The organism is Pseudomonas inefficax, assembly GCF_900277125.1.
GTDB lineage: Bacteria > Pseudomonadota > Gammaproteobacteria > Pseudomonadales > Pseudomonadaceae > Aquipseudomonas > Aquipseudomonas inefficax.
The window spans coordinates 57,684-76,505 of the sequence record NZ_OPYN01000150.1 but is presented as its reverse complement, the minus strand read 5'-3'; the positions used below and the strand labels follow the sequence as shown (position 1 = coordinate 76,505).

At 65.3% G+C, this 18,822-nt stretch carries 18 protein-coding genes; 8 read left to right on the top strand and 10 right to left on the bottom strand.

The window, feature by feature from the left end; genetic code table 11:
- Nucleotides 1-14 precede the first annotated feature (14 nt).
- A complete protein-coding gene (locus JV551A3_RS16835; protein ID WP_133973199.1) occupies nucleotides 15-629 on the top strand; it encodes a 2-hydroxychromene-2-carboxylate isomerase in 615 nt (204 codons plus the stop codon).
- Between the two features lie 146 nt (nucleotides 630-775).
- Here JV551A3_RS16835 and JV551A3_RS16825 read toward each other — a convergent pair whose 3' ends face one another.
- From JV551A3_RS16825 to JV551A3_RS16810, 4 genes are all read right to left on the bottom strand, one after another.
- Complete coding sequence (locus JV551A3_RS16825; RefSeq protein WP_003248033.1) at nucleotides 776-1,321, bottom strand: cupin domain-containing protein; 546 nt, start codon at nucleotides 1,319-1,321, stop codon at nucleotides 776-778.
- An 81-nt stretch (nucleotides 1,322-1,402) separates the two neighbouring features.
- Complete coding sequence (locus tag JV551A3_RS16820; protein WP_133973197.1) at nucleotides 1,403-2,608, bottom strand: MFS transporter; 1,206 nt, start codon at nucleotides 2,606-2,608, stop codon at nucleotides 1,403-1,405.
- 84 nt (nucleotides 2,609-2,692) lie between these two features.
- Nucleotides 2,693-3,226: a cytochrome b gene (locus JV551A3_RS16815; RefSeq protein WP_133973195.1), complete on the bottom strand. Its 534-nt coding sequence runs from the start codon at nucleotides 3,224-3,226 to the stop codon at nucleotides 2,693-2,695.
- Nucleotides 3,223-4,275, bottom strand: a complete 1,053-nt coding sequence (locus tag JV551A3_RS16810; RefSeq protein ID WP_133973193.1) for a catalase family peroxidase — start codon at nucleotides 4,273-4,275, stop codon at nucleotides 3,223-3,225. The genes JV551A3_RS16815 and JV551A3_RS16810 overlap by 4 nt, the downstream gene beginning before the upstream one ends.
- Before the next feature lie 124 nt (nucleotides 4,276-4,399).
- On the opposite strand from JV551A3_RS16810, the gene JV551A3_RS16805 reads away from it, so the two are divergent.
- Nucleotides 4,400-4,921, top strand: a complete 522-nt coding sequence (locus tag JV551A3_RS16805; RefSeq protein ID WP_133973191.1) for a sigma-70 family RNA polymerase sigma factor — start codon at nucleotides 4,400-4,402, stop codon at nucleotides 4,919-4,921.
- The gene (locus JV551A3_RS16800; RefSeq protein WP_133978976.1) at nucleotides 4,918-5,670 is read left to right on the top strand and encodes an anti-sigma factor family protein; all 753 of its coding nucleotides are present in this window, start codon (nucleotides 4,918-4,920) and stop codon (nucleotides 5,668-5,670) included. The genes JV551A3_RS16805 and JV551A3_RS16800 overlap by 4 nt, the downstream gene beginning before the upstream one ends.
- A gap of 167 nt (nucleotides 5,671-5,837) precedes the next feature.
- Here JV551A3_RS16800 and xthA read toward each other — a convergent pair whose 3' ends face one another.
- Nucleotides 5,838-6,650 (bottom strand): exodeoxyribonuclease III, encoded by an 813-nt coding sequence (gene xthA / locus JV551A3_RS16795; protein WP_133973187.1) that lies wholly within the window; start codon nucleotides 6,648-6,650, stop codon nucleotides 5,838-5,840.
- Nucleotides 6,651-6,782: 132 nt separating this feature from the next.
- Between xthA and JV551A3_RS16790 the strand changes: the two genes are divergently transcribed.
- The 3 genes from JV551A3_RS16790 to JV551A3_RS16780 are packed head-to-tail and all read left to right on the top strand — an operon-like array spanning nucleotide 6,783 to nucleotide 12,899.
- On the top strand, nucleotides 6,783-7,433 hold the full coding sequence (locus tag JV551A3_RS16790; protein ID WP_133973185.1) for a GNAT family N-acetyltransferase: 651 nt from the start codon (nucleotides 6,783-6,785) through the stop codon (nucleotides 7,431-7,433).
- Nucleotides 7,434-7,485: 52 nt separating this feature from the next.
- Nucleotides 7,486-9,228, top strand: coding sequence for an autotransporter assembly complex protein TamA (locus tag JV551A3_RS16785; protein WP_133973273.1), 1,743 nt, complete (start codon nucleotides 7,486-7,488; stop codon nucleotides 9,226-9,228).
- The gene (locus tag JV551A3_RS16780) at nucleotides 9,225-12,899 is read left to right on the top strand and encodes a translocation/assembly module TamB domain-containing protein (protein WP_133973183.1); all 3,675 of its coding nucleotides are present in this window, start codon (nucleotides 9,225-9,227) and stop codon (nucleotides 12,897-12,899) included. Before JV551A3_RS16785 ends, JV551A3_RS16780 begins: the two co-directional genes overlap by 4 nt.
- A 16-nt stretch (nucleotides 12,900-12,915) precedes the next feature.
- Here JV551A3_RS16780 and JV551A3_RS16775 read toward each other — a convergent pair whose 3' ends face one another.
- From JV551A3_RS16775 to JV551A3_RS16760, 4 genes are all read right to left on the bottom strand, one after another.
- Nucleotides 12,916-13,470, bottom strand: coding sequence for a DUF2589 domain-containing protein (locus JV551A3_RS16775; RefSeq protein ID WP_112253481.1), 555 nt, complete (start codon nucleotides 13,468-13,470; stop codon nucleotides 12,916-12,918).
- 68 nt (nucleotides 13,471-13,538) lie between these two features.
- Complete coding sequence (locus JV551A3_RS16770) at nucleotides 13,539-14,198, bottom strand: DUF2589 domain-containing protein (protein WP_133973181.1); 660 nt, start codon at nucleotides 14,196-14,198, stop codon at nucleotides 13,539-13,541.
- A 62-nt stretch (nucleotides 14,199-14,260) separates the two neighbouring features.
- Nucleotides 14,261-14,641: a Mor transcription activator family protein gene (locus JV551A3_RS16765; RefSeq protein ID WP_112253483.1), complete on the bottom strand. Its 381-nt coding sequence runs from the start codon at nucleotides 14,639-14,641 to the stop codon at nucleotides 14,261-14,263.
- 251 nt (nucleotides 14,642-14,892) lie between these two features.
- A complete protein-coding gene (locus JV551A3_RS16760) occupies nucleotides 14,893-15,351 on the bottom strand; it encodes a hypothetical protein (RefSeq protein WP_133973179.1) in 459 nt (152 codons plus the stop codon).
- Nucleotides 15,352-15,501: 150 nt separating this feature from the next.
- Between JV551A3_RS16760 and JV551A3_RS16755 the strand changes: the two genes are divergently transcribed.
- Nucleotides 15,502-15,690, top strand: a complete 189-nt coding sequence (locus tag JV551A3_RS16755; protein WP_039604521.1) for a hypothetical protein — start codon at nucleotides 15,502-15,504, stop codon at nucleotides 15,688-15,690.
- Nucleotides 15,691-15,725: 35 nt separating this feature from the next.
- On the opposite strand, the gene JV551A3_RS16750 is transcribed toward JV551A3_RS16755, so the two are convergent.
- The gene (locus JV551A3_RS16750) at nucleotides 15,726-16,100 is read right to left on the bottom strand and encodes a fe2+ zn2+ uptake regulation protein (RefSeq protein ID WP_133973177.1); all 375 of its coding nucleotides are present in this window, start codon (nucleotides 16,098-16,100) and stop codon (nucleotides 15,726-15,728) included.
- A gap of 195 nt (nucleotides 16,101-16,295) precedes the next feature.
- On the opposite strand from JV551A3_RS16750, the gene pvdQ reads away from it, so the two are divergent.
- Nucleotides 16,296-18,611: a bifunctional acylase PvdQ gene (gene pvdQ / locus JV551A3_RS16745; protein ID WP_133973175.1), complete on the top strand. Its 2,316-nt coding sequence runs from the start codon at nucleotides 16,296-16,298 to the stop codon at nucleotides 18,609-18,611.
- The last annotated feature ends 211 nt before the right edge of the window (nucleotides 18,612-18,822 follow it).

The window sequence follows — 18,822 nt, the reverse complement described above, 5'->3', positions numbered from 1 at the left end:
CAAGGACCGTAACCATGCACAAGACTGTCGACTTCTTTTTTGACCTTGGCAGCCCGGCCAGCTATCTGGCCTGGACTCAACTGCCTGGGCTGTGCGCCCGCCAGGGTGCCACGCTGCGCTACCGGCCGATGTTGCTGGGCGGGGTTTTCCAGGCCACCGGCAATGCTTCGCCGGTGATGATCCCGGCCAAGGGCCGTTACATGTTCACCGACCTGGCGCGCTTCGCCGAGCGCTACGGGGTACCGTTCGGGTTGCCGCCGGGTTTCCCGGTCAATACCTTGACACTGATGCGCGGGGCAGTGGGCACCCAGCTGCGTTCGCCGGAGCGGTTCGAGGCGTTGCTGGCGGTGCTGTTCAATGGGCTGTTTGCGCAGCGCCGCAACCTGGGCGATAGCGCCGCCCTCGACGATACGCTCAGCCAGGGCGGCTTCGACCCGCAGGTATTTCGCGCGCTGGCGGCTGATGAGGAGGTGAAGGCTGCGCTCAGGCACGCGACCGAAGAGGCCGTGGAGCGCGGGGTGTTTGGTGCGCCGACCTGCTTTGTCGGTGACCAGATGTTCTTCGGCCAGGACCGCCTGGACTTTGTCGAAGAGGCCCTGCGTCAGGGCGCCAGCAGCCGTTCCAGCTGAGTGCGCAAGCGGTCCGCGTACTGTGTGGGAGCGGGCGTGCCCGCGAAGAAGATGCCGCGGTGGATGGCACGGGCTTCGCCCGTGTTCGCGGGCACGCCCGCTCCCACAGGGATCGCGCCAGCTTTGAAATAGAGCAAGACAGCCAATCAGAAATTCGCCGGGGTGTTGGCGCTGATGATCTCGGCCTCGTCCGGGCCGATATTCTTGAAGCTGTGCGGCAGGGTAGTGGGGATGTAGTACCCGTCGCCCGAGTTGAGCACGCTCACCTGGCCATCGACCCACAACTCGACGGTGCCGCGGGTGACCAGGCCACACTCTTCGCCCTCGGCATGCACGATCGGTTCGCCCGAATCGGCGCCCGGTGCATACAGTTCACGCAGCATGCGCATCTGCCGGCCTTCGACGCTGGCGCCGACCAGCAGCATGCGCAGGCCGTTGCGGCCCAGGTCTGGCTGCTCACCACCACGGAACACGTAGCGCTCTTCGCGCACCGGTTCGTCGAAACTGAAGAACTCCGCCAGGCTCATCGGAATGCCTTCGAGCAGTTTTTTCAGGGAGCTGACCGAAGGGCTGACGCGATTCTGCTCGATCTGCGAGATCGTCGAATTGGTCAGCCCGCTGCGGCGGGCCAGTTCCCGTTGGGAGAGGTTGTTGCGTTCACGCACCAGTTTGAGTCGCGTCCCCGTGTCCATAGCCGCCTTGTAATCAGAGGTGTCAATAATAATGAGCGATGCGCATTAAAACACACTCTGCACGCTTGCGCGCTGTGCTTGTCAGGCCCGCTGATCGCGCGGCATCGGCCATAACCCGACCAGCAGCAACAGCGCCGCCACTGCCAGGAATGGCAAGCGTGGATCGACCGCATATGCCAAGGTGCCAGCCAGCGGCCCGATCACTGCGCCCATGCCCTGGGCAGCACCGATGGAGCCGGCCGTGGCGCCTTGCTCGGAGGCGTGCATGGCATTGGCCGCCAGCGCCGAAAACGCCGGGAAGACAAAGCCCATGCCAGCCGCCGCAACGAAATAGCAAGCCCACAGCCAGGGGGCTGTGGTGGCCAGCGAGCCGCAGGCAAAACCCAGGGCTGAAACCGTGGCGCCGACCCGGATCATCTTCAACGGCGGCCATTCCAGTTGGCGCAGCAGCACCTGCGCCAGGATCAGCGCCACACCTACCGTGGTCAGCGCGATACCGGCGGCCTGCGCAGCCTCGGCAGGGCCCAGGTGCAGGCGGTCGAGGGCAAAGAAACCGACAATGATCTGCGATACCGTGACGCTGAGCATGGCGCTGAACGCCACCAGTAAGGGCCGGCGCAAGCGTGGGTCGTTCAGCCGCACCGGGCTGGGCGCATGGCTGTGCGGCAGCGCCTGCGGCTTGAGGGTGAACAGCAGCACCAGGAAGGCACTGGCCGGCAGCAGCGACATGATATGGAACGGCAGGCTCAGGCTATGGCGCGCCAGCAGCGCCGCCAGCGCCGGCCCCACCACCAGGCCGACGGCGTTGGCCGCACCCAGCGAGGCCATGGCCCGGGCCCGTCGTTGCGGTTCGACATGGTCGGCGATCAGCGCATTGCAGCCTACCGGGATAGCAGCATAGAAGGCGCCGATACAACCGCGCGCGACCATCAGGCCGATGAAGGCCAGGGTCGCCCCCGGCAGCCAGCGCAGCGCACCCTCGACGAACAGGCACAGCAGCCAGTAGGCCAGGGTGAAGCCGGCGCTGCCCAGCAGCAGGATGCGCCGTCGGCCCAGCCGGTCTGCAGCACGCCCCCAGGGCCGGGCCAGCAGCACCCAGATCACGCCCGCCACGGTCACGGCGGCACCGGCTTGCCAGGTGGCCATGCCGAGCTGGCGGGCGATTGGGCCGATCAGGGCGACGAAGGCAATCATCGACATGGTACAGGCCATGTTGGCCAGCAGCAGGGGGCGCAAGTCCAGGGTACTGGCGGGTGCGAGTGTGGCAGGATCCTTTGCGACATTCATAGGGCAGTCCAGGGTGGTACGGCGAATAGAAAGCCGATCTTGTTAGGAATTGTTATCGATTGTCGACCCCCGGGCTGCCGAGCGTCATTCGCTACGGCGCAGTGGGCCAGGCCACATGCTACGCAACACACCATCGCGGCGCACCCACGCGTGCATCAACGCCGCGCCCACATGCACCAGCACCGTGGCGAACAGCAGGTAGCCGGCCCAACCATGGGCCTGACGCAGTACGGCGTACAGTTGCAGGTCATGAGGGGCGATCGCCGGCAAGCCCAGCGGGCGTGGGTAGCCACCAGCCGACAGCATGGCCCAGCCCAGCAGTGGCATGGCAAGCATCAGGCCATAGAGCACCAGATGCGAGGCCCCGGCAGCCCAGCGTTGCGCTGCAGGCAGGTCGCGCGGCAGGGCCGGGTGGGGCAGGGCCAGGCGTACGCCGATGCGCAGCAGCACCAGTACCAGCAAGGCCAGGCCAGTAGCCTTGTGCAACCCGATCAGCACGGGATGGCGCGGCGAAAGGTCGGCGACCATGCTCACACCGATGAACAACATCGCCAGGATCAGCACGGCCATCAGCCAGTGCAACAGGCGGGCGAGGGGGTGGAAGGCGTCGGTTTTCATGGGTGGGCTCCGGTGCCGAGCGATTCGCGGCTGCGGCGGTTGAAGGATTCCGAGTAGGCGGCCGAACGGGCGGCAAGGATCGGGTCGGCGGAGGGCTGGATGCCCCGGGGCAAGATCAGCGGGTCGAAGTTGAGGTCGCGGCAGGCCCCTTGCTCGGGGCCGTCGACCTGCTCCAGCACCAGCGTGCCGGCGTTCACGCTGCGCCGGTCGGCAGGCCAGGGGCTGGCAGGGTCGTCCACGGCATCGCCAGGCTCCGCCAGCACCAGGCGCAGGGTCCAGCGCAGCGGGCCTTCGGCCAGGCGTTGCTGCAGGTCGTGCTGCAGGAACTGTTTGTCATCAACTTGGGCAGGCAAGGCGGCAAACGCTGTTTGCGGTTCCAGTTGCCAGCGCACGGGGTGGTCCGCGCCGCTTGCGTCGATCAGCCGGAAGGCGTTGATGCTGTGGTACTGCGTGCTGGCGAAGCTGTTGCTGGGCTTGTAACCCGCCGCCCATTGGCGAAACGCCGCGCTCTCCGGGTGGGCGGCGAAAAACGCCTGCAGTTTGCCTGGGTCCGGTTTGCCAGTGGCCGGGTCTGGCGCCCCCGCCAGCACTTGCTCATAGAAGGCTTGTGGCGTGCTTACCGCCAGCCCCGGCGGGTTATTCATGCCGGTACGCCAGACCTGCCCGTCGTCGGTGCTCAGCTCGATGGCCAGGCTGCGCACCGGTATGCCGGTATCCGGCGCGAACGGGTTGGCACCGCCGATGGCGAAGCGGCCGATCACTGGCACCCGCGGCTGGCTGAACGCCCGCGCCGTGGACAGGCTGGCGGCCTGCCCGCTGGGCTGGAAGTAGCCGGTGACGCACAGGCCCTTGGCGTGGTTCTTGCGGTAACCCGGGTAATCCCCGGCCTGGGCTTCGAAGGTATCGATGATGCGTTGTGGGGTCAGGCGGGTTTCGCCAAGCCAGCCGGCGGCATAGGCAAAGGCGCCGCCCGCGGCCAGCATCACGGCGCCGATGGCGGCCAGGCGCAGGGCCTTGGCCGGGCCGTGCAAGGGTGAGTTCATGGTCATCGTCCGGTTCAGTGAAGGTGCCGGTACGACGGCGCAGGGAAAAACTTATTCCTTCACCGGGAATAGATTTTCTTCACAGGCGTCTGCCTCTTACACTGACAACCCCAGACGCCGGGACTTTGCCATGCATGATCTGGACGACCACCAGTGGCGCGAGCTGCTGGCCCGCCTGCGCCGCTTTGCCGTGTGGCTGACCCGCGAGCCGGGCAGCGCCGACGACCTGGTGCAGGCCACGGTCGAGCGGGCCTTGAGCCGGCGCGACCAGCAACGCGACGCTGACGCCCTGCGGGCCTGGCTGTTCACCATCCTTTATCGGCTGTTCCTCGACGGAAAGCGCCGCGAGCGCCTGCACGCGCGCTGGCTGTCCTGGTTCGGCCGGGACGAGCGCGACGACGAGCCGGTTGGCGGCAATCTCGAGGCCATCGTCCTGGCCCAGGCCGACCTGCAGGCTTTCGCCCGGCTCACGGCAGAACAGCGTGCGTTGTTGCTGCTGGTCAGCATCGAAGGCTTGAGCTACAAGGAGGCCGCCCAGGCCCTGGGCATCCCTATCGGCACTGTGATGTCGCGCCTGTCGCGCGCCCGCAATGCCTTGCGCGAACTGACCGAGGGCAGCCCCCAGCCCCCGGCCTTGCGGAGACTGAAATGAAGCGCCTGATCCCCAGCGAAGACGAACTGCACGCTTACGTCGACGAACGCCTGGAGTCTGTACGGCGGGCCGAGGTGCAGGCCTGGCTGGCGGCCAATCCGCAGGCTGCGGCCAAGGTCGAGGGCTGGCGTGCCGACGCCCGTCGCCTGCGTACAGCATTGGCCGGGTTTGGCGAAGTGCCCGGGGCTGTGCAGCTGGACCTGGGGCAGTTGCGTCGGCAATTGCGCCAACGCCGCCAGCGCCGCTGGGCCACGGCAGCGGTGTTGTTGCTGGCGTTGGGGGTGGGTGGCCTGGGTGGTTGGCAGGTGCGCGACGCGACCTTGGCACGTGGCGACCTGCCGATGGCAGATGCCGTCCAGGCACATCGCTTGTTTGCGGGCAGCCAGGCACTGGATATCCAGGCCAGTGACCCTGGCCAGTTGCGTGACTGGCTGGGGCGCCATTTCAGCCGCGTGGGCCAGTTGCCGGACCTGGCGGGCTACGGCTTCAAGCCGGTAGGCGCGCGCCTGCTAAGCAATGAGCGTGGGCCGGCGGCGTTGCTGGTGTTCGAGGATGGCAAGGGCCAGCGCATCAGCCTGTTCCTGCGCTCACCAGGTGATCAGTATCGGCGCATGCCGGACGGGCATCGCGTGGATGGCCAGCTGGAGGCACGGTATTGGTCGCATGGGGCCTACAACTTTGCTCTGGTCAGCGCGGCGGACGATGTGCGCGGGGCGGGGGTGGGGGAGGCGTTGCGGTTGGGGTTGTGAGTCTCTGGAAACCCTACATTCCAGCTTGGCTGCTGAAGTCGCCGGGGCCGCTTTGCGACCCATCGCCGGCAAGCCAGCTCCCACAGGTACAGCGCAGAGCTCAAGAGTTGTGCAATCTTTGTGGGAGCTGGCTTGCCGGCGATGGGCTGCGCAGCAGCCCCTGGCGATCAGCTTAATTCCAGCCAGATCGGCGCATGGTCCGACGGCTTTTCCATCCCGCGCAGTTCATAGTCCACACCCGCATCCTTGATTCGCGGCACAAGGTGCTGCGAAGCCATGATCAGGTCGATGCGCAGGCCGCGCTTGGGCTCGTCCTCGAAGCCGCGGCTACGGTAGTCGAACCAGCTGAAGCGGTCGGTCACTTCCGGGTACAGGTGGCGGAAACTGTCCACCAGGCCCCAGCCTTTCAAACGTTCCATCCACTCGCGCTCTTCCGGCAGGAAGCTGCACTTGCCGGTCTTGAGCCAGCGCTTGGCGTTGTCCGGGCCGATGCCGATGTCGCAGTCCTGCGGCGAAATATTCATGTCGCCCATCACCAGCAGTGGCTGGTCGTTGCGGAACTGGCCTTCGAGCAGCGCCTGCAGGTCGCTGTAGAAACGCTGCTTGGCCGGGAACTTGGTGGGGTGGTCGCGGCTTTCACCCTGGGGGAAGTAGCCGTTCATGATGGTGATCGGGTTGCCATCGGCATCGGCGAAGGTGCCCCAGATGAAGCGGCGCTGGGCGTCTTCCTCATCGCTGGAAAAGCCCTTGTGCAGGCTCAGGGGTGCCTGGCGCGACAGCAGGGCCACGCCATAGTGGCCTTTCTGCCCGTGGTAATGCACGTGGTAGCCCAGCGCCTGTACGTCGGCGAGCGGGAACTGATCGTCGCTGACCTTGGTTTCCTGCAGGCCGATCACGTCCGGCTGGTGCTTTTCGATCAGCGCCGCCAGTTGATGCGGGCGGGCTCGCAGGCCGTTGATGTTGAAACAGACGATCTTCATGGAAAGATGATCCCGGTAAAAGGCGCGATGCTAGCCGACATCGCTTGCCATCACCAGCATGGCGGCTTCGGGAGCCTGCTGCTAACGTCCTTTCCAGGGCACTGTAAGCCCATTCCAGGAGGACTGCCCGCAATGCCCGAAACCACTGCCACTCCGGCCCGTGTCTGCATGCTCGATGACGGCTACAGCCGCGAGGCGCGTTCGTTGCTGTACAACGCCTACCGTCACGAACCTACCTTTGCCTATATCTTCGAGGCCCAGCGCCCAGGCTACGAGCGGCGCCTGCGGGTGATGGTGCGAGAATGGGTACGCCAGCATTTCTACCTGCAACTGCCCGCCATCGGCCTGCTGGTGGAGGATCGCCTGATCGCCCTGGCCCTGATCGTGCCGCCGATGCGCCGGCTGGGCGTGGCCGACAGCTGGGCCTGGCGCCTGCGCATGATGATGGGCACCGGCCTGCGCTGTACGCGCCGTTACATGGACTACCAGGCCGCCCTGGCCACCTGCCTGCCCACCGATGAGGTGCATGTGCTGCCACTGTTGGGCGTGCACCCGCAATTCCAGGGCAAGCACTACGGCGAGCAATTGTTACAAGCTGTGCATGACTGGTGCGCAGACGACCCTGGTACCCAGGGTGTGGTGCTGGACACCGGCAACGAACACTACCTGGCCTTTTACCAGCGCCAGGGCTATGAGGAAATTGGTGAGGTGGCTGTAGGACCAATCCGTGAAAGGGTGTTCTTCCATCCCAACCCGGTCTCTTCCAATTCTGCTTTTGCCTGAGCAGACTGCGCGGCGGCTCCCTTGAGAGCCCGGCTCTGGTAGCATGCGCCGCATGACGTATTCAGGAAGATTGACCTGGGGCCTGGTTATCTGGGTCGCCAGTTTCGCAGCATGGGGCCAGAGCGAGTTGCTGGTGAAGGTCAAACCGGCCAACAAGGCGCTCAAGGCCAATGTCGAAGGCTATATCGGTTCCCTTGGTGACCGCGATGAAGAAGCGCTGCTGCGCTTCAGTCGCGGCGCCCAGGAGCAGGCGCGCAAAGCCGCGCAGGCACTTGGCTACTACCAGGCGCAGATCGACACGGAGGTCAAGCCCGCCAGCGAGGCTGACCGTTCCCCGCAACTGATCATCACCATCGACCCCGGCGAGCCGATTCGCCTGCGCAACGTGACCGTACGCATCGAAGGCCCCGCCAGCGAGATGAAGGCCTTTCGCGTGCCCGACAGCAAGGCCTTGCGCGCGGGCGAACAACTCAACCACGGCCATTACGAAGATGCCAAGCGGCTGATCCAGAACCAGGCATCGCGCTATGGCTTCTTCAGTGGGCGCTTCAGCCGCCAGCGCCTGGCGGTCGACCCTCAGGCTGGTGTGGCTGATATCGAACTGGTCTACCAGAGCGGCCCGCGTTATCACCTGGGCGCCGTCACCTTCGGTGGCGACACACCGCTGGACGACGACCTGCTGCAGCGCATGGTCTCGTTCAAGCCGGGTACCCCTTACGACTCGGAACTGATCGCCGAGCTGAACAATGACCTGCAATCGAGCGGCTACTTCGAAGGCGTGCGCGTGGATGCGGCGCCCACCGCCGCCGTGGGCGAAGAAATTCCCGTGGATGTCCGCCTGGAAACCCGCAAGCCGCGCACCATGGGCCTGGGCCTGGGCTTCTCGACCGACGTCGGGCCACGTGGCAAGGCCAACTGGACCCGCCACTGGGTCAACCCGCAGGGCCATAGCTACGGCTGGGAGACCGAACTGTCGGCGCCCCGGCAGAACGTCGGGCTTTGGTACGACATCCCCCTCGACCCACCGCTGACCGACAAGTTGCGCTTTGCCGGCGGCTACCAGAACGAAGAAATTGCCGGCACCGACACCCTCAGCAAACTGCTGACGGTGGGCCCCGAGTGGCACAGCAAGCTGCCAAGCGGCTGGCAGCGGGTGATCTCCCTCAAGTACCAGCGCGAGGAGTACCGCCTGGGTGATGACTCCGGGCTGAGCAACCTGCTGATGCCCGGCGTGAGTTACTCCTTCCTGCGCAGTGACAACCGCATCGACCCGCATAACGGCTACCGCCTGCAGTTCGATGTACAGGTGGCCAAGGAAGGGCTGGTCTCGGACACCAACCTGCTGCATGGCAACGTGCTGCTCAAGGGCCTGACCACGCTTGGCCGTGACCATCGCTTGCTAGGCCGGGTGCAGTTCGGCGGCAGCGCGACCAATGGCTTCAAGAACAACATTCCGCCGTCGCTGCGTTTCTTCGCCGGTGGCGACCAGAGCGTGCGTGGTTATGACTACCAGACCTTGTCGCCGAAGAACAGCGACGGCGACCGCATTGGCGGGCGCTACCTGGTCGCCGGCAGTGTCGAGTACCAATATTCGCTGACCGAAAAGTGGCGGCTGGCAACCTTCGTCGACCAGGGCAACTCGTTCAACGACCTGGAGCTACCAAGCCTCAAGACCGGTGTCGGTTTTGGCGTGCGCTGGGTGTCGCCGGTCGGGCCGCTGCGCCTGGACCTGGCCAAGGCGCTGGATGATGAAGGGGGTATTCGCCTGCACTTTTCCATGGGGCCTGAGCTGTGAAACGCGTGATCAAGTACATTCTGGCGGGCCTGCTCGGGGTAGCCGCAAGCCTGGGCCTGGCACTCGGCCTGCTGCTGGGGACCGAGGCCGGCAGCCGCTGGGTGCTGGGCAAGGTGCCCGGGCTTGAGGTGGCTGACTTCCAGGGCCGCCTGGCCGGTAGCTGGCAAGCCAGCCGGCTGAGCTGGGCCGATGACGGCAGCACGGTAGAGGTGCAGGCGCCGCTGCTGGCCTGGTCGCCGGCATGCCTGCTGCGCTCTACCTTGTGCATTGACCAGTTGCAGGCGCAGCGCATCGACATGGCCTTTGCGCCCAGCGCCGAATCGGCCGACAGCGGCCCGCTGCAGTTGCCAGCCCTGCGCTTGCCGCTGGCCATCGAGCTGGGTGAGGTCAAGGTTGGCCAGTTGCGCCTGGATGGCAGTGATCTGCTTGGCGACTTGCAACTGGCGGCGCACTGGACCAGCACCGGGCTGCGCATCGACAGCCTGCACCTGCAGCGCGATGACCTGCAATTGAACCTGCAGGGCGACCTGCAGCCCGAAGCTGACTGGCCGGTGCAACTCCAGGCGCAGCTGCAACTGCCAGCCGTAGACGGCAAACCGTGGCAGCTGGCGCTGACCGCTACCGGCGAGTTGCAGAAAACCCTGAAACTCGCCGGCACCAGCAGCGGTTACCTTGATGCCACGCTGAGCGGGCAATTGCAGGCGTTGGCCGAGCACCTGCCAGCGACCTTGCAGATCCGCTCCGAGGCATTCAAGCCGTCCGCCTCGTTGCCCGACACCGTGCAGTTCAACCAGCTCAAGCTCGATGCCAGTGGCGACCTGCGCAAGGGCTATCAACTTTCGGGGGCGGCCAGCCTGCCGGCCGAGCAGTCGCCGATCGCCTTGCTGTTGTCCGGGCTGGTCGACGGCAAAGGCGCCAGGCTCGATGCCCTGGACCTGAACGCCAGCGATACCCAGCGGGTCAAGTTGCAAGCCACCGCTGACTGGCAGCAAGGCTTGGTTGCCGATGCCCAGCTGGACTGGCAGGACTTCCCGTGGCTGCGCCTGTATCCACTGGAGACGCCGCCCGAGGTCACCCTGAAGCGGTTCATGGGCCAGGTGCATTATCGCGATGGCAACTACCAGGGCACCTTCAGTGGCGACCTGGATGGCCCGGCTGGCGCGTTCAGCCTGGCCAGCCCCTTCGAAGGTGACCTGAGCCAGGTGAAGCTGCCGCAGTTGGCGCTGACCGCCGGGCAAGGCAAGGCTGCCGGCAGTGTTGCCGTGCGCTTTGCCGACACCTTGGCATGGGATGTCGACCTGCAGTTGGCGGCGCTCGACCCGGCCTATTGGCTGGCCGAGCTGCCGGGTACCCTGGCGGGGCCGCTGCGCAGCAAAGGCGAGATGAAAGGCGACGCGTTGAGCCTCGATGCCCAGCTAGACCTGAAAGGCCGCCTGCGCGGCCAACCGGCAATGCTCAAGGTCGAGGCCCAGGGGGCAGGGCAGAGCTGGACCCTGGGCGCCCTGGCAATCCAGCTGGGGGATAACCGCATCAATGGAAGCGGCAGCCTGCAGCAGCGCCTGGCCGGGCGGCTCGACCTCGACCTGCCGCGCCTGGGCCAGTTGTGGCCAAGGTTGCAGGGCCAGGTCAAGGGGCGGCTGGACGTCGCCGGCACCTTGCAGGCCCCGCAAGGTACGCTGGCCCTGCAGGGCCAGCGGCTGGCCCAGGCGGAAAACCGCTTGCAGCAGCTGAACCTGGATGCCCGCCTGGACAACGCCCAGCGCGGCGTAATCGAACTCAAGGCCAGCGGCATTCACCTGGGTGACACGGCATTGGGCACCTTGCAGGCCAACGGCAAAGGCGACATTCGCCAGCAAGCCTTGACCCTGGCGCTGGACGGCCCGCAGCTCAAGCTCGACCTCGGCCTGGATGGCCAGTTGAACAAGGGGGACTGGCGTGGGCGCCTGGCCAGTGGGCGGATCCAGGCCGGCGGCCAGGACTGGCGGTTGCAGGCACCAGCGCGCCTGCAGCGGCTGGCCAGCGGCCAACTGGACTTTGCTGCGCACTGCTGGCGCTCTGGCCAGGCCAGCTTGTGTGGCGACGACCAGCGCCTGGCCCCCGAGCCACGCTTGCGCTACCACCTCAAGCAGTTCCCGCTGGACAGCCTGGCCCAGTGGCTGCCGAAGGACTTCGCCTGGCAGGGCCTGCTCAATGCCGACGTCAATCTGGACATTCCGGCCAGCGGCCCCAAGGGCAACATCGTCGTCGATGCCAGCGGCGGTACCCTGCGCGTGCGTGACAAGGACCGCTGGGTCGACTTCCCGTACCAGGCCCTGCGCCTGGACAGCACGCTGGCGCCACGGCGCGTCGATACTCGCCTGTCGTTCCGCGGCGAGCGCCTGGGCGAGCTGAACGTCAACACCCGCCTCGATCCACTGGGCAGGAACAAGCCGCTTTCGGGTGATTTCCGCCTGGCCGGCCTTGACCTGTCGGTGGTGCGCCCGTTCGTACCCATGGTCGAGCGCCTGGCCGGGCAGCTCAATGGCAGCGGCCGGCTGTCGGGCACCCTGCTGGCGCCGCAGGTCAACGGCAACCTGATGCTCAGCGGCGGCGAAGTCAGTGGCGCCGAACTGCCGGTCAGCCTCGAGGAGCTGTCATTGCAGGCAGTGATTGCCGGCGAGCAGGTGCAGCTCAATGGCGGCTGGCGCAGTGGCGAAGCGGGGCGCGGCCAGTTGAACGGCAACCTCACCTGGGGCCAGGCACTGGGCATGGACCTGCGCCTGCAGGGCCAGCAACTGCCCGTCACGGTCGAGCCCTATGCGACACTGGAGGTCGCCCCGGACCTGACCTTGCGCCTGATCGACGACAAGCTGGCGGTGACCGGCAAGGTTCAGGTGCCCAAGGGCACGATCACCGTGCGCGAGCTACCACCGTCCACCGTCAAGGTCTCGGATGACACGGTGATCGTCGGCCACCAGACCGAAGAGGGCAAGCCACCCATGGCGATGGCCATGGACATTGATGTCGAAGTGGGCCGCGACAAGCTTTCGTTCAGCGGCTTCGGTCTCAAGGCCAATCTGCTCGGCCATGTGCACATCGGCGACAACCTCGACACACGTGGCGAGCTGAGCCTGGCCGACGGCCGCTACCGTGCCTACGGCCAGCGCCTGACCATCCGCCGTGCACGGCTGCTGTTCGCAGGCCCGATCGATCAGCCGTACCTGGACATCGAAGCGATTCGCAAGGTCGACGACGTGATTGCCGGTATCCGCCTGAGCGGCAGTGCCGAGCAGCCCACCAGCAAAGTGTTCTCGGAGCCGGCCATGAGCCAGGAACAGGCGCTTTCGTACCTGGTACTGGGGCGGCCTCTGGGCGCCTCCGGCGAAGACAACAACATGCTCGCCGAGGCGGCATTGGGCCTGGGCCTGGCGGGAAGCGCGGGCATCACCGGCAGCCTGGCCTCGAGCCTGGGCATCGACGACTTCCAGCTGGACACCGAAGGTTCGGGCAATACCACCAGCGTGGTCGCCAGTGGCAATCTTACCGAGAAACTGAGCCTGCGCTACGGGGTGGGGGTGTTCGAGCCCGCCAACACCATTGCATTGCGCTACAAACTTAGCAAGAAGGTGTATCTCGAGGCTGCCAGCGGGCTGGCCAGCTCGCTGGACATCTTCTACAAGCGCGACTTCTGAGCCTGCGCGGCGGCTGTCAACGCACGGTGGCCGCCTCGATGTACTCATTGGTATCGGGCGAGGGCGGCGGGCTGGGGGCGCGTACCGGGATGATCAGGCTGGTGTATTCCTCGATCAGCCGATTGAGGGCTTCCGGTGGCTCGCTGGCCTGGAACTGCATGCGGATCTGCACTTCATCGGGGTCACGGTTGTCACCCTGACGGCCCTGGCCGCCGATGGTGACCTTGAAGCTCGCCGCCTTGTTTTCGCCTGCGGTCAGCAGTGCCTGCTGTGCTTCGGTCCCTTTGACCCTTACCGAAAGGTCGACCTGCATGCGCTCGAGGGCCAGGCCCTTGGGCGACACCAGCGCGAACAGCGGCACGCGCATGATGTGCTGGCCGTCCATGGCCACTTCGACCATCTTGGCTTTCATGGGGCCGCCCAGTACCTCGGTGTCGCACTCGAAGAACTGGTCGAACAGGTTGATGTACTGTTGCGCGATCAGGCTGTTGGTAGCGCTGGCAGCTTCCTGCAGGCCACGGGTGATTTCGCGCAGGTCGATGGAAGTCATTGGGGCGGGGGATTTATCCAATGGTTCGACTCCTCAGGCCAGGTGGTGCCCCCTGGTCAGGGGGGCTGTTCGGGGCGGGGAGGTGCGTCTCAAGGGGTTTCGGTGCCAAGTGCTGGAGCCCTGGCGGCCGTAGGGTGCTTCAAGGTATCGGCCTGGGAAATCACGTCCTCGCTGTCCAGTGTGGCGGTCTTGACCACGGTCGGCTTTGTCGCGGCGTCGGTCAGGAAGTCGATTACCCGCATCATCGCCTCTGGTGGATCCTGGCGCTTCAAGGTGGTGTTGAAGGCATAGCGGGCGCGGGTGTCTGTCTTGCGGGTTTGCGTGGACTTGTGGCTGACGCTGCCTTTCACGTTGAGCCTGAACGGCCCCCAGCCCAGCGATCCGGTTGCCTCGGCGCTCATGTCCTTGCTGGAAACATCTTCCGACATCTGGTTGATGACCAGCTCGAACTCGACATTACCTTCTTCGATGGAAATGTTCGGGTGGGTGATTGCCGCCACAAGCGGCACTTTCATGGTCTTGCTGACCACGCCCTTGTATTCGCCTTGTTCGTCGACGATGGTTTCGTCGTAGTCGAACTGGATGGCCACGGCCTTGCCGTCCTGGACGCACACCTGCATCAGGAAGTCGGCGTAGGATTTGCTGGCGGTGACCTGGGCCTGGACCATGGCCTGCAGGGGGCCTGCGATCATGCGGTCCATCGGCAGGGCATTGATTACGGAGCCGATGAGGCTGCTATCTATCGACATGCTGGGGTCTCTTTCTGGTTGGGTTATACGTGGGCGTCAGTGTTGGTCACGATGCCGGCGCTTCAGCGGGCGCAATGTTCCTGGCGGCGAATGTTGCCGATCTGGCGCAGGCTCAGGCCGTACTTGTCGGCGAGCAGGCTGCGGGACAAGCCGTTGGCGCTTTCCTTCTGGATCTGCAGGTTGCGCAACTGGCGCATGAAATGGTCAGCCTTGGGGATTTCCAGGGCGACACCGGCAAAGCGCTTGATCAGCGCGTCGAGCGCTTCGGGCGGCAGCACGTCGGCAAGCTTGGTGCGCTCGCGGTGCTTGGGAATGTACTTGGGCCTGCCGCCATAGGCGCAGGTCAGCTGGTAGGCGTTGTCGATGCCGATGCAGTCGATCAGGGCTTGCAGCGAGTGGGGCAGTTGGCTGATATCGATGCGGCTCAAGTCTGGCAGTTGCATATGGCGCTCCTTCGGGACGGATGGGCTGTGCTACACGATCACCAGCGGCGTTATGTCGAAGGTGTGACTGGATTTTCTGTGACAGCCGAGGCATGTCGCTAGGCGCCATATGGGTTGGGGCTTGTAGCTTCCGCGAACAGGTTTTGCAGGCAGCGATATCCGGCGTTGTAGGACATGGCTTCAATATTTGGCTGTAGCGGACGATTTCCCATCAGGTAACTCCCTCCGCTGCGCATTGGGTGTGGTAACCCTCAATCACACGGATAGCTACTCAGCAGGCTGGCGCTGGGCAGGTAGGCCTGGGGGGTATTGCGCATGCCTTGTGGCAGCGTGCGCCAATCGACCAGCAGACACAGTGCATGCAGCGGCTGCCCGTCACGGTGGCCGATGACCTGGTCGGCAAAGCTGCGGCGGTACAGTGCCTGGGTCTGCTGCTGCGCTTGTACCTGGTCGGCCCGGGCCAGGGTTTGCCGGGCCAGTTCGGGCAGTTGCACCGGGGGGACAGTGAAATGCACAGACGTACCGTTCGCCTGCAGGTAACCGGCCTGGCGCACGCGCTGCCACAGTTGTTGCCATTGGCTGGCGCCGGCACTGGCAGCCAGTTCGCGGCCCAGTTCGAGCAGTTGCTCGGTCGGGGTCTGGCGGGTGTCCAGCGCTTGGAGGGAAAAAGGGGTCAGGAACAGCGACGCGAACAAAAGGGGTTTGTACATGGTGCCTCCGCATGGGTGCTTGGAAGCCCCATGCTTTCAGGCCGGCGCCTTCCCACCCAGCAGGAAATGCAGCGCCGGGGCCTGTGGCCGTTGTATCATTGCCGCGGCTCGTTGCGAGCCATTTGCCTCTGATGTTGCAAGGAACCTTCGATGACACACGTGCAGCGCCTCAAATATTCCCTTCTGATCATCCTGGTGGTACTGGGCCTGATGCTGGGCCTGTCTCACCTGCAGAAGCAGGGCACGATCAGTGAGCAGACCTTCCAGTTGCTGGCCATCGCCATCGCCGTGGTGGTCGTGGTGATCAACGGCATCCTGCGGCGCAAGGTCAAGCCCTGATCCTGCGGGCCGGCCAGGTATGGCCGGCCATGCGCTCAGCGCACAGGCGTTCGCTCCAGCACCGCGCGTGCCTGCGGGTCGAGGCTGTAGCATTTGTCGCTGCCCAGCTGGATGACGCCCTCGCTGCACAGCCGCTTCAGCACTTCGCGCACGCTCAGGAACGACAGCGGAATATCCAGCTGTTCCAGCTGTGCATGCACGCCGCGCACGCCAATGCTGCGGCCATTGCGGTCGGCGGCGTGCAAGGCATCGATGACCTTGAGGCGGATCAGGCTGGTACGCAGCCCGAAACTGCGCAACAGCTCGCGGATCTGTTCGTTGCCGATGCGTTCGTCAGCCAAAACGTCCCGTTCCGTGGGCGCTTTGCCTGGGACGCGCCCAGCCTGGATCTCGGGTTGCGGGTTGTACATGTGAATGCTCCTTTTCGTGGACGAACCCGAAATTTGGGTGCCTCACTTACTAGGACGAATGAGAACGGGAAAACTGCAGCCCAGTCGCAAAAAAAAGCCTGGCTCTGTTCAAGACGTTCCATTGCCTTGTAATACGTAAAATTTTCATCTGGCCATTCGTCTGATCGGGATGACCCCCGAAGCCGAGGAGTGCCCGTGTTTCCACTTTCCCGTCCCATGAATTGCGTTGGCCTGGCCACCGCCCTGGTAGCCTTCAACGTCGGCGCAGCGCCGGTGCAGTCCGCCGCAGCCGATGCCAGTGCGCAGATTCGCCGAACCAGTTACGGGGTGCCGCACATCGTGGCCAAGGACGAGCGCGGGCTGGGTTATGGCATCGGCTACGCCTACGCCCAGGACAACCTGTGCCTGCTGGCCAATGAAGTGCTGACGGTGAGTGGCGAGCGCTCCCGCTACTTCGGTGCCAAGGGCAAGACCCTGGAACAGCGTGAAAACCTGGCCAGCGATGTGTTCTTCGCCTGGCTCAACACGCCGGCGGCAGTCGATGCGTTCTTGCAGGCGCAGCCGGCGCCAGTACAGGCGCTGCTGGCAGGTTATGCCAGCGGCTACAACCGGGCGCTGGCCGAGCGCCGCAGCCAGGGTTTGCCCGCCGAATGTGGCAAAGGCGAGTGGCTGCGGCCGATCAGCAGCGAGGACCTGGTCAGGCTGACCCGTCGGCTGCTTGCCGAAGGCGGTGTCGGGCAGTTCGTCGAAGCACTGGCAGGGGCGCAACCGCCAACGCTGGCCAGCCAGCAGGCGCCGGCCGGGTTTGCCGCGGCGCTGGCCAGGCAGCAACGCTTTGCCACGGAGCGCGGTAGCAACGGGGTGGCCGTCGGCGCCCGGCGTTCGGCCAATGGCCGCGGCCTGTTGCTGGCCAACCCGCACTTCCCGTGGATGGGCGGCATGCGCTTATACCAGATGCAGTTGACCATTCCCGGCCAGCTCGATGTGATGGGGGCGGCATTGCCGGGCCTGCCGGTGGTCAACATCGGTTTCAACCAGCATCTGGCCTGGACGCACACCGTCGATACGTCGAAGCACTTTACCCTGTACCGCCTGCAACTCGACCCCAAGGACCCGACACGCTACCTGCTCGATGGCAAGTCGCTACCGCTGACCCGGCAAACCGTCAGTGTTGCGGTGAAGGCCGAGGATGGCAGCCTGAGCCAGGTCCAGCGCCAGGTCTACAGCTCGCAGTTCGGCCCGGTGGTGCAATGGCCGGGGCGCCTGGACTGGGATGCGCATGCCGCCTACAGCCTGCGCGACGCCAACCTCGAGAACACCCGGGTGTTGCAGCAGTGGTACCAGATCAACCGCGCCGACAGCCTGGCCAAGTTGAAGGGATCGATCGAACAGCTGCAGGGCATACCCTGGGTCAACACGCTGGCGGTGGACCAGCCAGGCAAGGCCTTGTACCTGAACCAGTCAGTGGTGCCTTATGTGGATCAGCAACTGCTGAGTGAGTGCAGCAACCCGCAGGCACAAGGGCGTCTGGTGGTACTGGATGGCTCACGCAGCGCCTGCCAGTGGAAGGTCGATGCGCAGGCCGCACAGCCGGGGATCTTCCCCGCGCGGCTACTGCCGAGCCTGGAGCGCGAAGACTTCGTGCAGAACTCCAACGACCCGGCCTGGATGGCCAACCCGGCGCAGCCGCTGACCGGTTACTCGCCGCTGGTCAGCCGCGATGACCAGCCGCTGGGCATGCGTGGCCGCTTTGCCCTGCAACGCCTGCAGGGTACGGCCCGCCTGGGTGCTGACGACCTGCAGCGCATGGTGACCAATGACGAGGTCTACCTGGCCAGCCTGCTACTGCCTGACCTGCTGCAGTGGTGCAAGGGCGCCGACGCGGATGTGCGGGCCGTGTGCAGCAGCCTGGCGGCCTGGAATGGCAAGGCTGACTTGGACAGTGGCATTGGCCTGGTGCATTTCCAGAACCTGTTCGATGCCTTGGCCGATCACCCGGAAAGCTGGCGGGTGGCCTTCGACCCGGCCGACCCACAGCACACCCCGCGCGGGCTGGCGGTCGAGCAGGCGGCCGTGGGCAAGCTGCTGCACCAGGCCGCGCTGGCGTCGATCGAGCAGGTGCGTGACAGCGGCATGGCAGGGGAGGTGCGCTGGGGGCAGGTGCAACAGGCAAGCGATGGTACGCCGGTACCGGGTGGCCCGCAGGCGTTGGGCGTGTACAACGCGATCTACAGCGTACCGCACGGGCAGGGCAAGCGGCTGGTGGTCAGCGGTACCAGCTATCTGCAACTGGTCAGCTTTACCGACAAGGGGCCAGAGGCCCGTGGGCTGTTGGCGTTTTCCCAGTCGAGTGAAGCGGCTTCGGTGCATGCCAGTGACCAGACCAAGGCGTTTGCGGCCGGGCAACTGGCGGTGATTCCGTTTACCGAGGCGCAGATCAAGGCTGATCCCGAGTACCGGGAAGTGGTGATCAGCGAGGGGGACAAGGGGGCGGTGGTCAGCCGGCCTTGAGCCGATAGCCTGTGCCGGCCTCTTCGCGGGTAAACCCGCTCCCACAGGTATCGCGGCGCATTCAGCCCTGTGCATTACCTGTGGGAGGGGCGGTGGTCAGCCGGCCTTGATGCGTTAGCCTGTGCCGGCCTCTTCGCGGGTAAACCCGCTCCCACAGGTATCGTGGCGCATTCAGCCCTGTGCATTACCTGTGGGAGGGGCGGTGGTCAGC

Bases quoted from the DNA above. Each gene is read 5' to 3' on its own strand.
- xthA (WP_133973187.1), bottom strand. From the start codon at position 6,650: ATGAAGATCGTCTGTTTCAACATCAACGGCCTGCGAGCCCGCCCGCAT.
- JV551A3_RS16815 (WP_133973195.1), bottom strand. From the start codon at position 3,226: ATGAAAACCGACGCCTTCCACCCCCTCGCCCGCCTGTTGCACTGGCTG.
- JV551A3_RS16805 (WP_133973191.1), top strand. From the start codon at position 4,400: ATGCATGATCTGGACGACCACCAGTGGCGCGAGCTGCTGGCCCGCCTG.
- JV551A3_RS16765 (WP_112253483.1), bottom strand. From the start codon at position 14,641: ATGCAACTGCCAGACTTGAGCCGCATCGATATCAGCCAACTGCCCCAC.
- JV551A3_RS16760 (WP_133973179.1), bottom strand. From the start codon at position 15,351: ATGTACAAACCCCTTTTGTTCGCGTCGCTGTTCCTGACCCCTTTTTCC.
- JV551A3_RS16750 (WP_133973177.1), bottom strand. From the start codon at position 16,100: ATGTACAACCCGCAACCCGAGATCCAGGCTGGGCGCGTCCCAGGCAAA.
- JV551A3_RS16770 (WP_133973181.1), bottom strand. From the start codon at position 14,198: ATGTCGATAGATAGCAGCCTCATCGGCTCCGTAATCAATGCCCTGCCG.
- JV551A3_RS16755 (WP_039604521.1), top strand. From the start codon at position 15,502: ATGACACACGTGCAGCGCCTCAAATATTCCCTTCTGATCATCCTGGTG.
- JV551A3_RS16800 (WP_133978976.1), top strand. From the start codon at position 4,918: ATGAAGCGCCTGATCCCCAGCGAAGACGAACTGCACGCTTACGTCGAC.
- JV551A3_RS16790 (WP_133973185.1), top strand. From the start codon at position 6,783: ATGCCCGAAACCACTGCCACTCCGGCCCGTGTCTGCATGCTCGATGAC.
- JV551A3_RS16785 (WP_133973273.1), top strand. From the start codon at position 7,486: ATGACGTATTCAGGAAGATTGACCTGGGGCCTGGTTATCTGGGTCGCC.
- JV551A3_RS16835 (WP_133973199.1), top strand. From the start codon at position 15: ATGCACAAGACTGTCGACTTCTTTTTTGACCTTGGCAGCCCGGCCAGC.
- JV551A3_RS16825 (WP_003248033.1), bottom strand. From the start codon at position 1,321: ATGGACACGGGGACGCGACTCAAACTGGTGCGTGAACGCAACAACCTC.
- JV551A3_RS16810 (WP_133973193.1), bottom strand. From the start codon at position 4,275: ATGACCATGAACTCACCCTTGCACGGCCCGGCCAAGGCCCTGCGCCTG.
- JV551A3_RS16820 (WP_133973197.1), bottom strand. From the start codon at position 2,608: ATGAATGTCGCAAAGGATCCTGCCACACTCGCACCCGCCAGTACCCTG.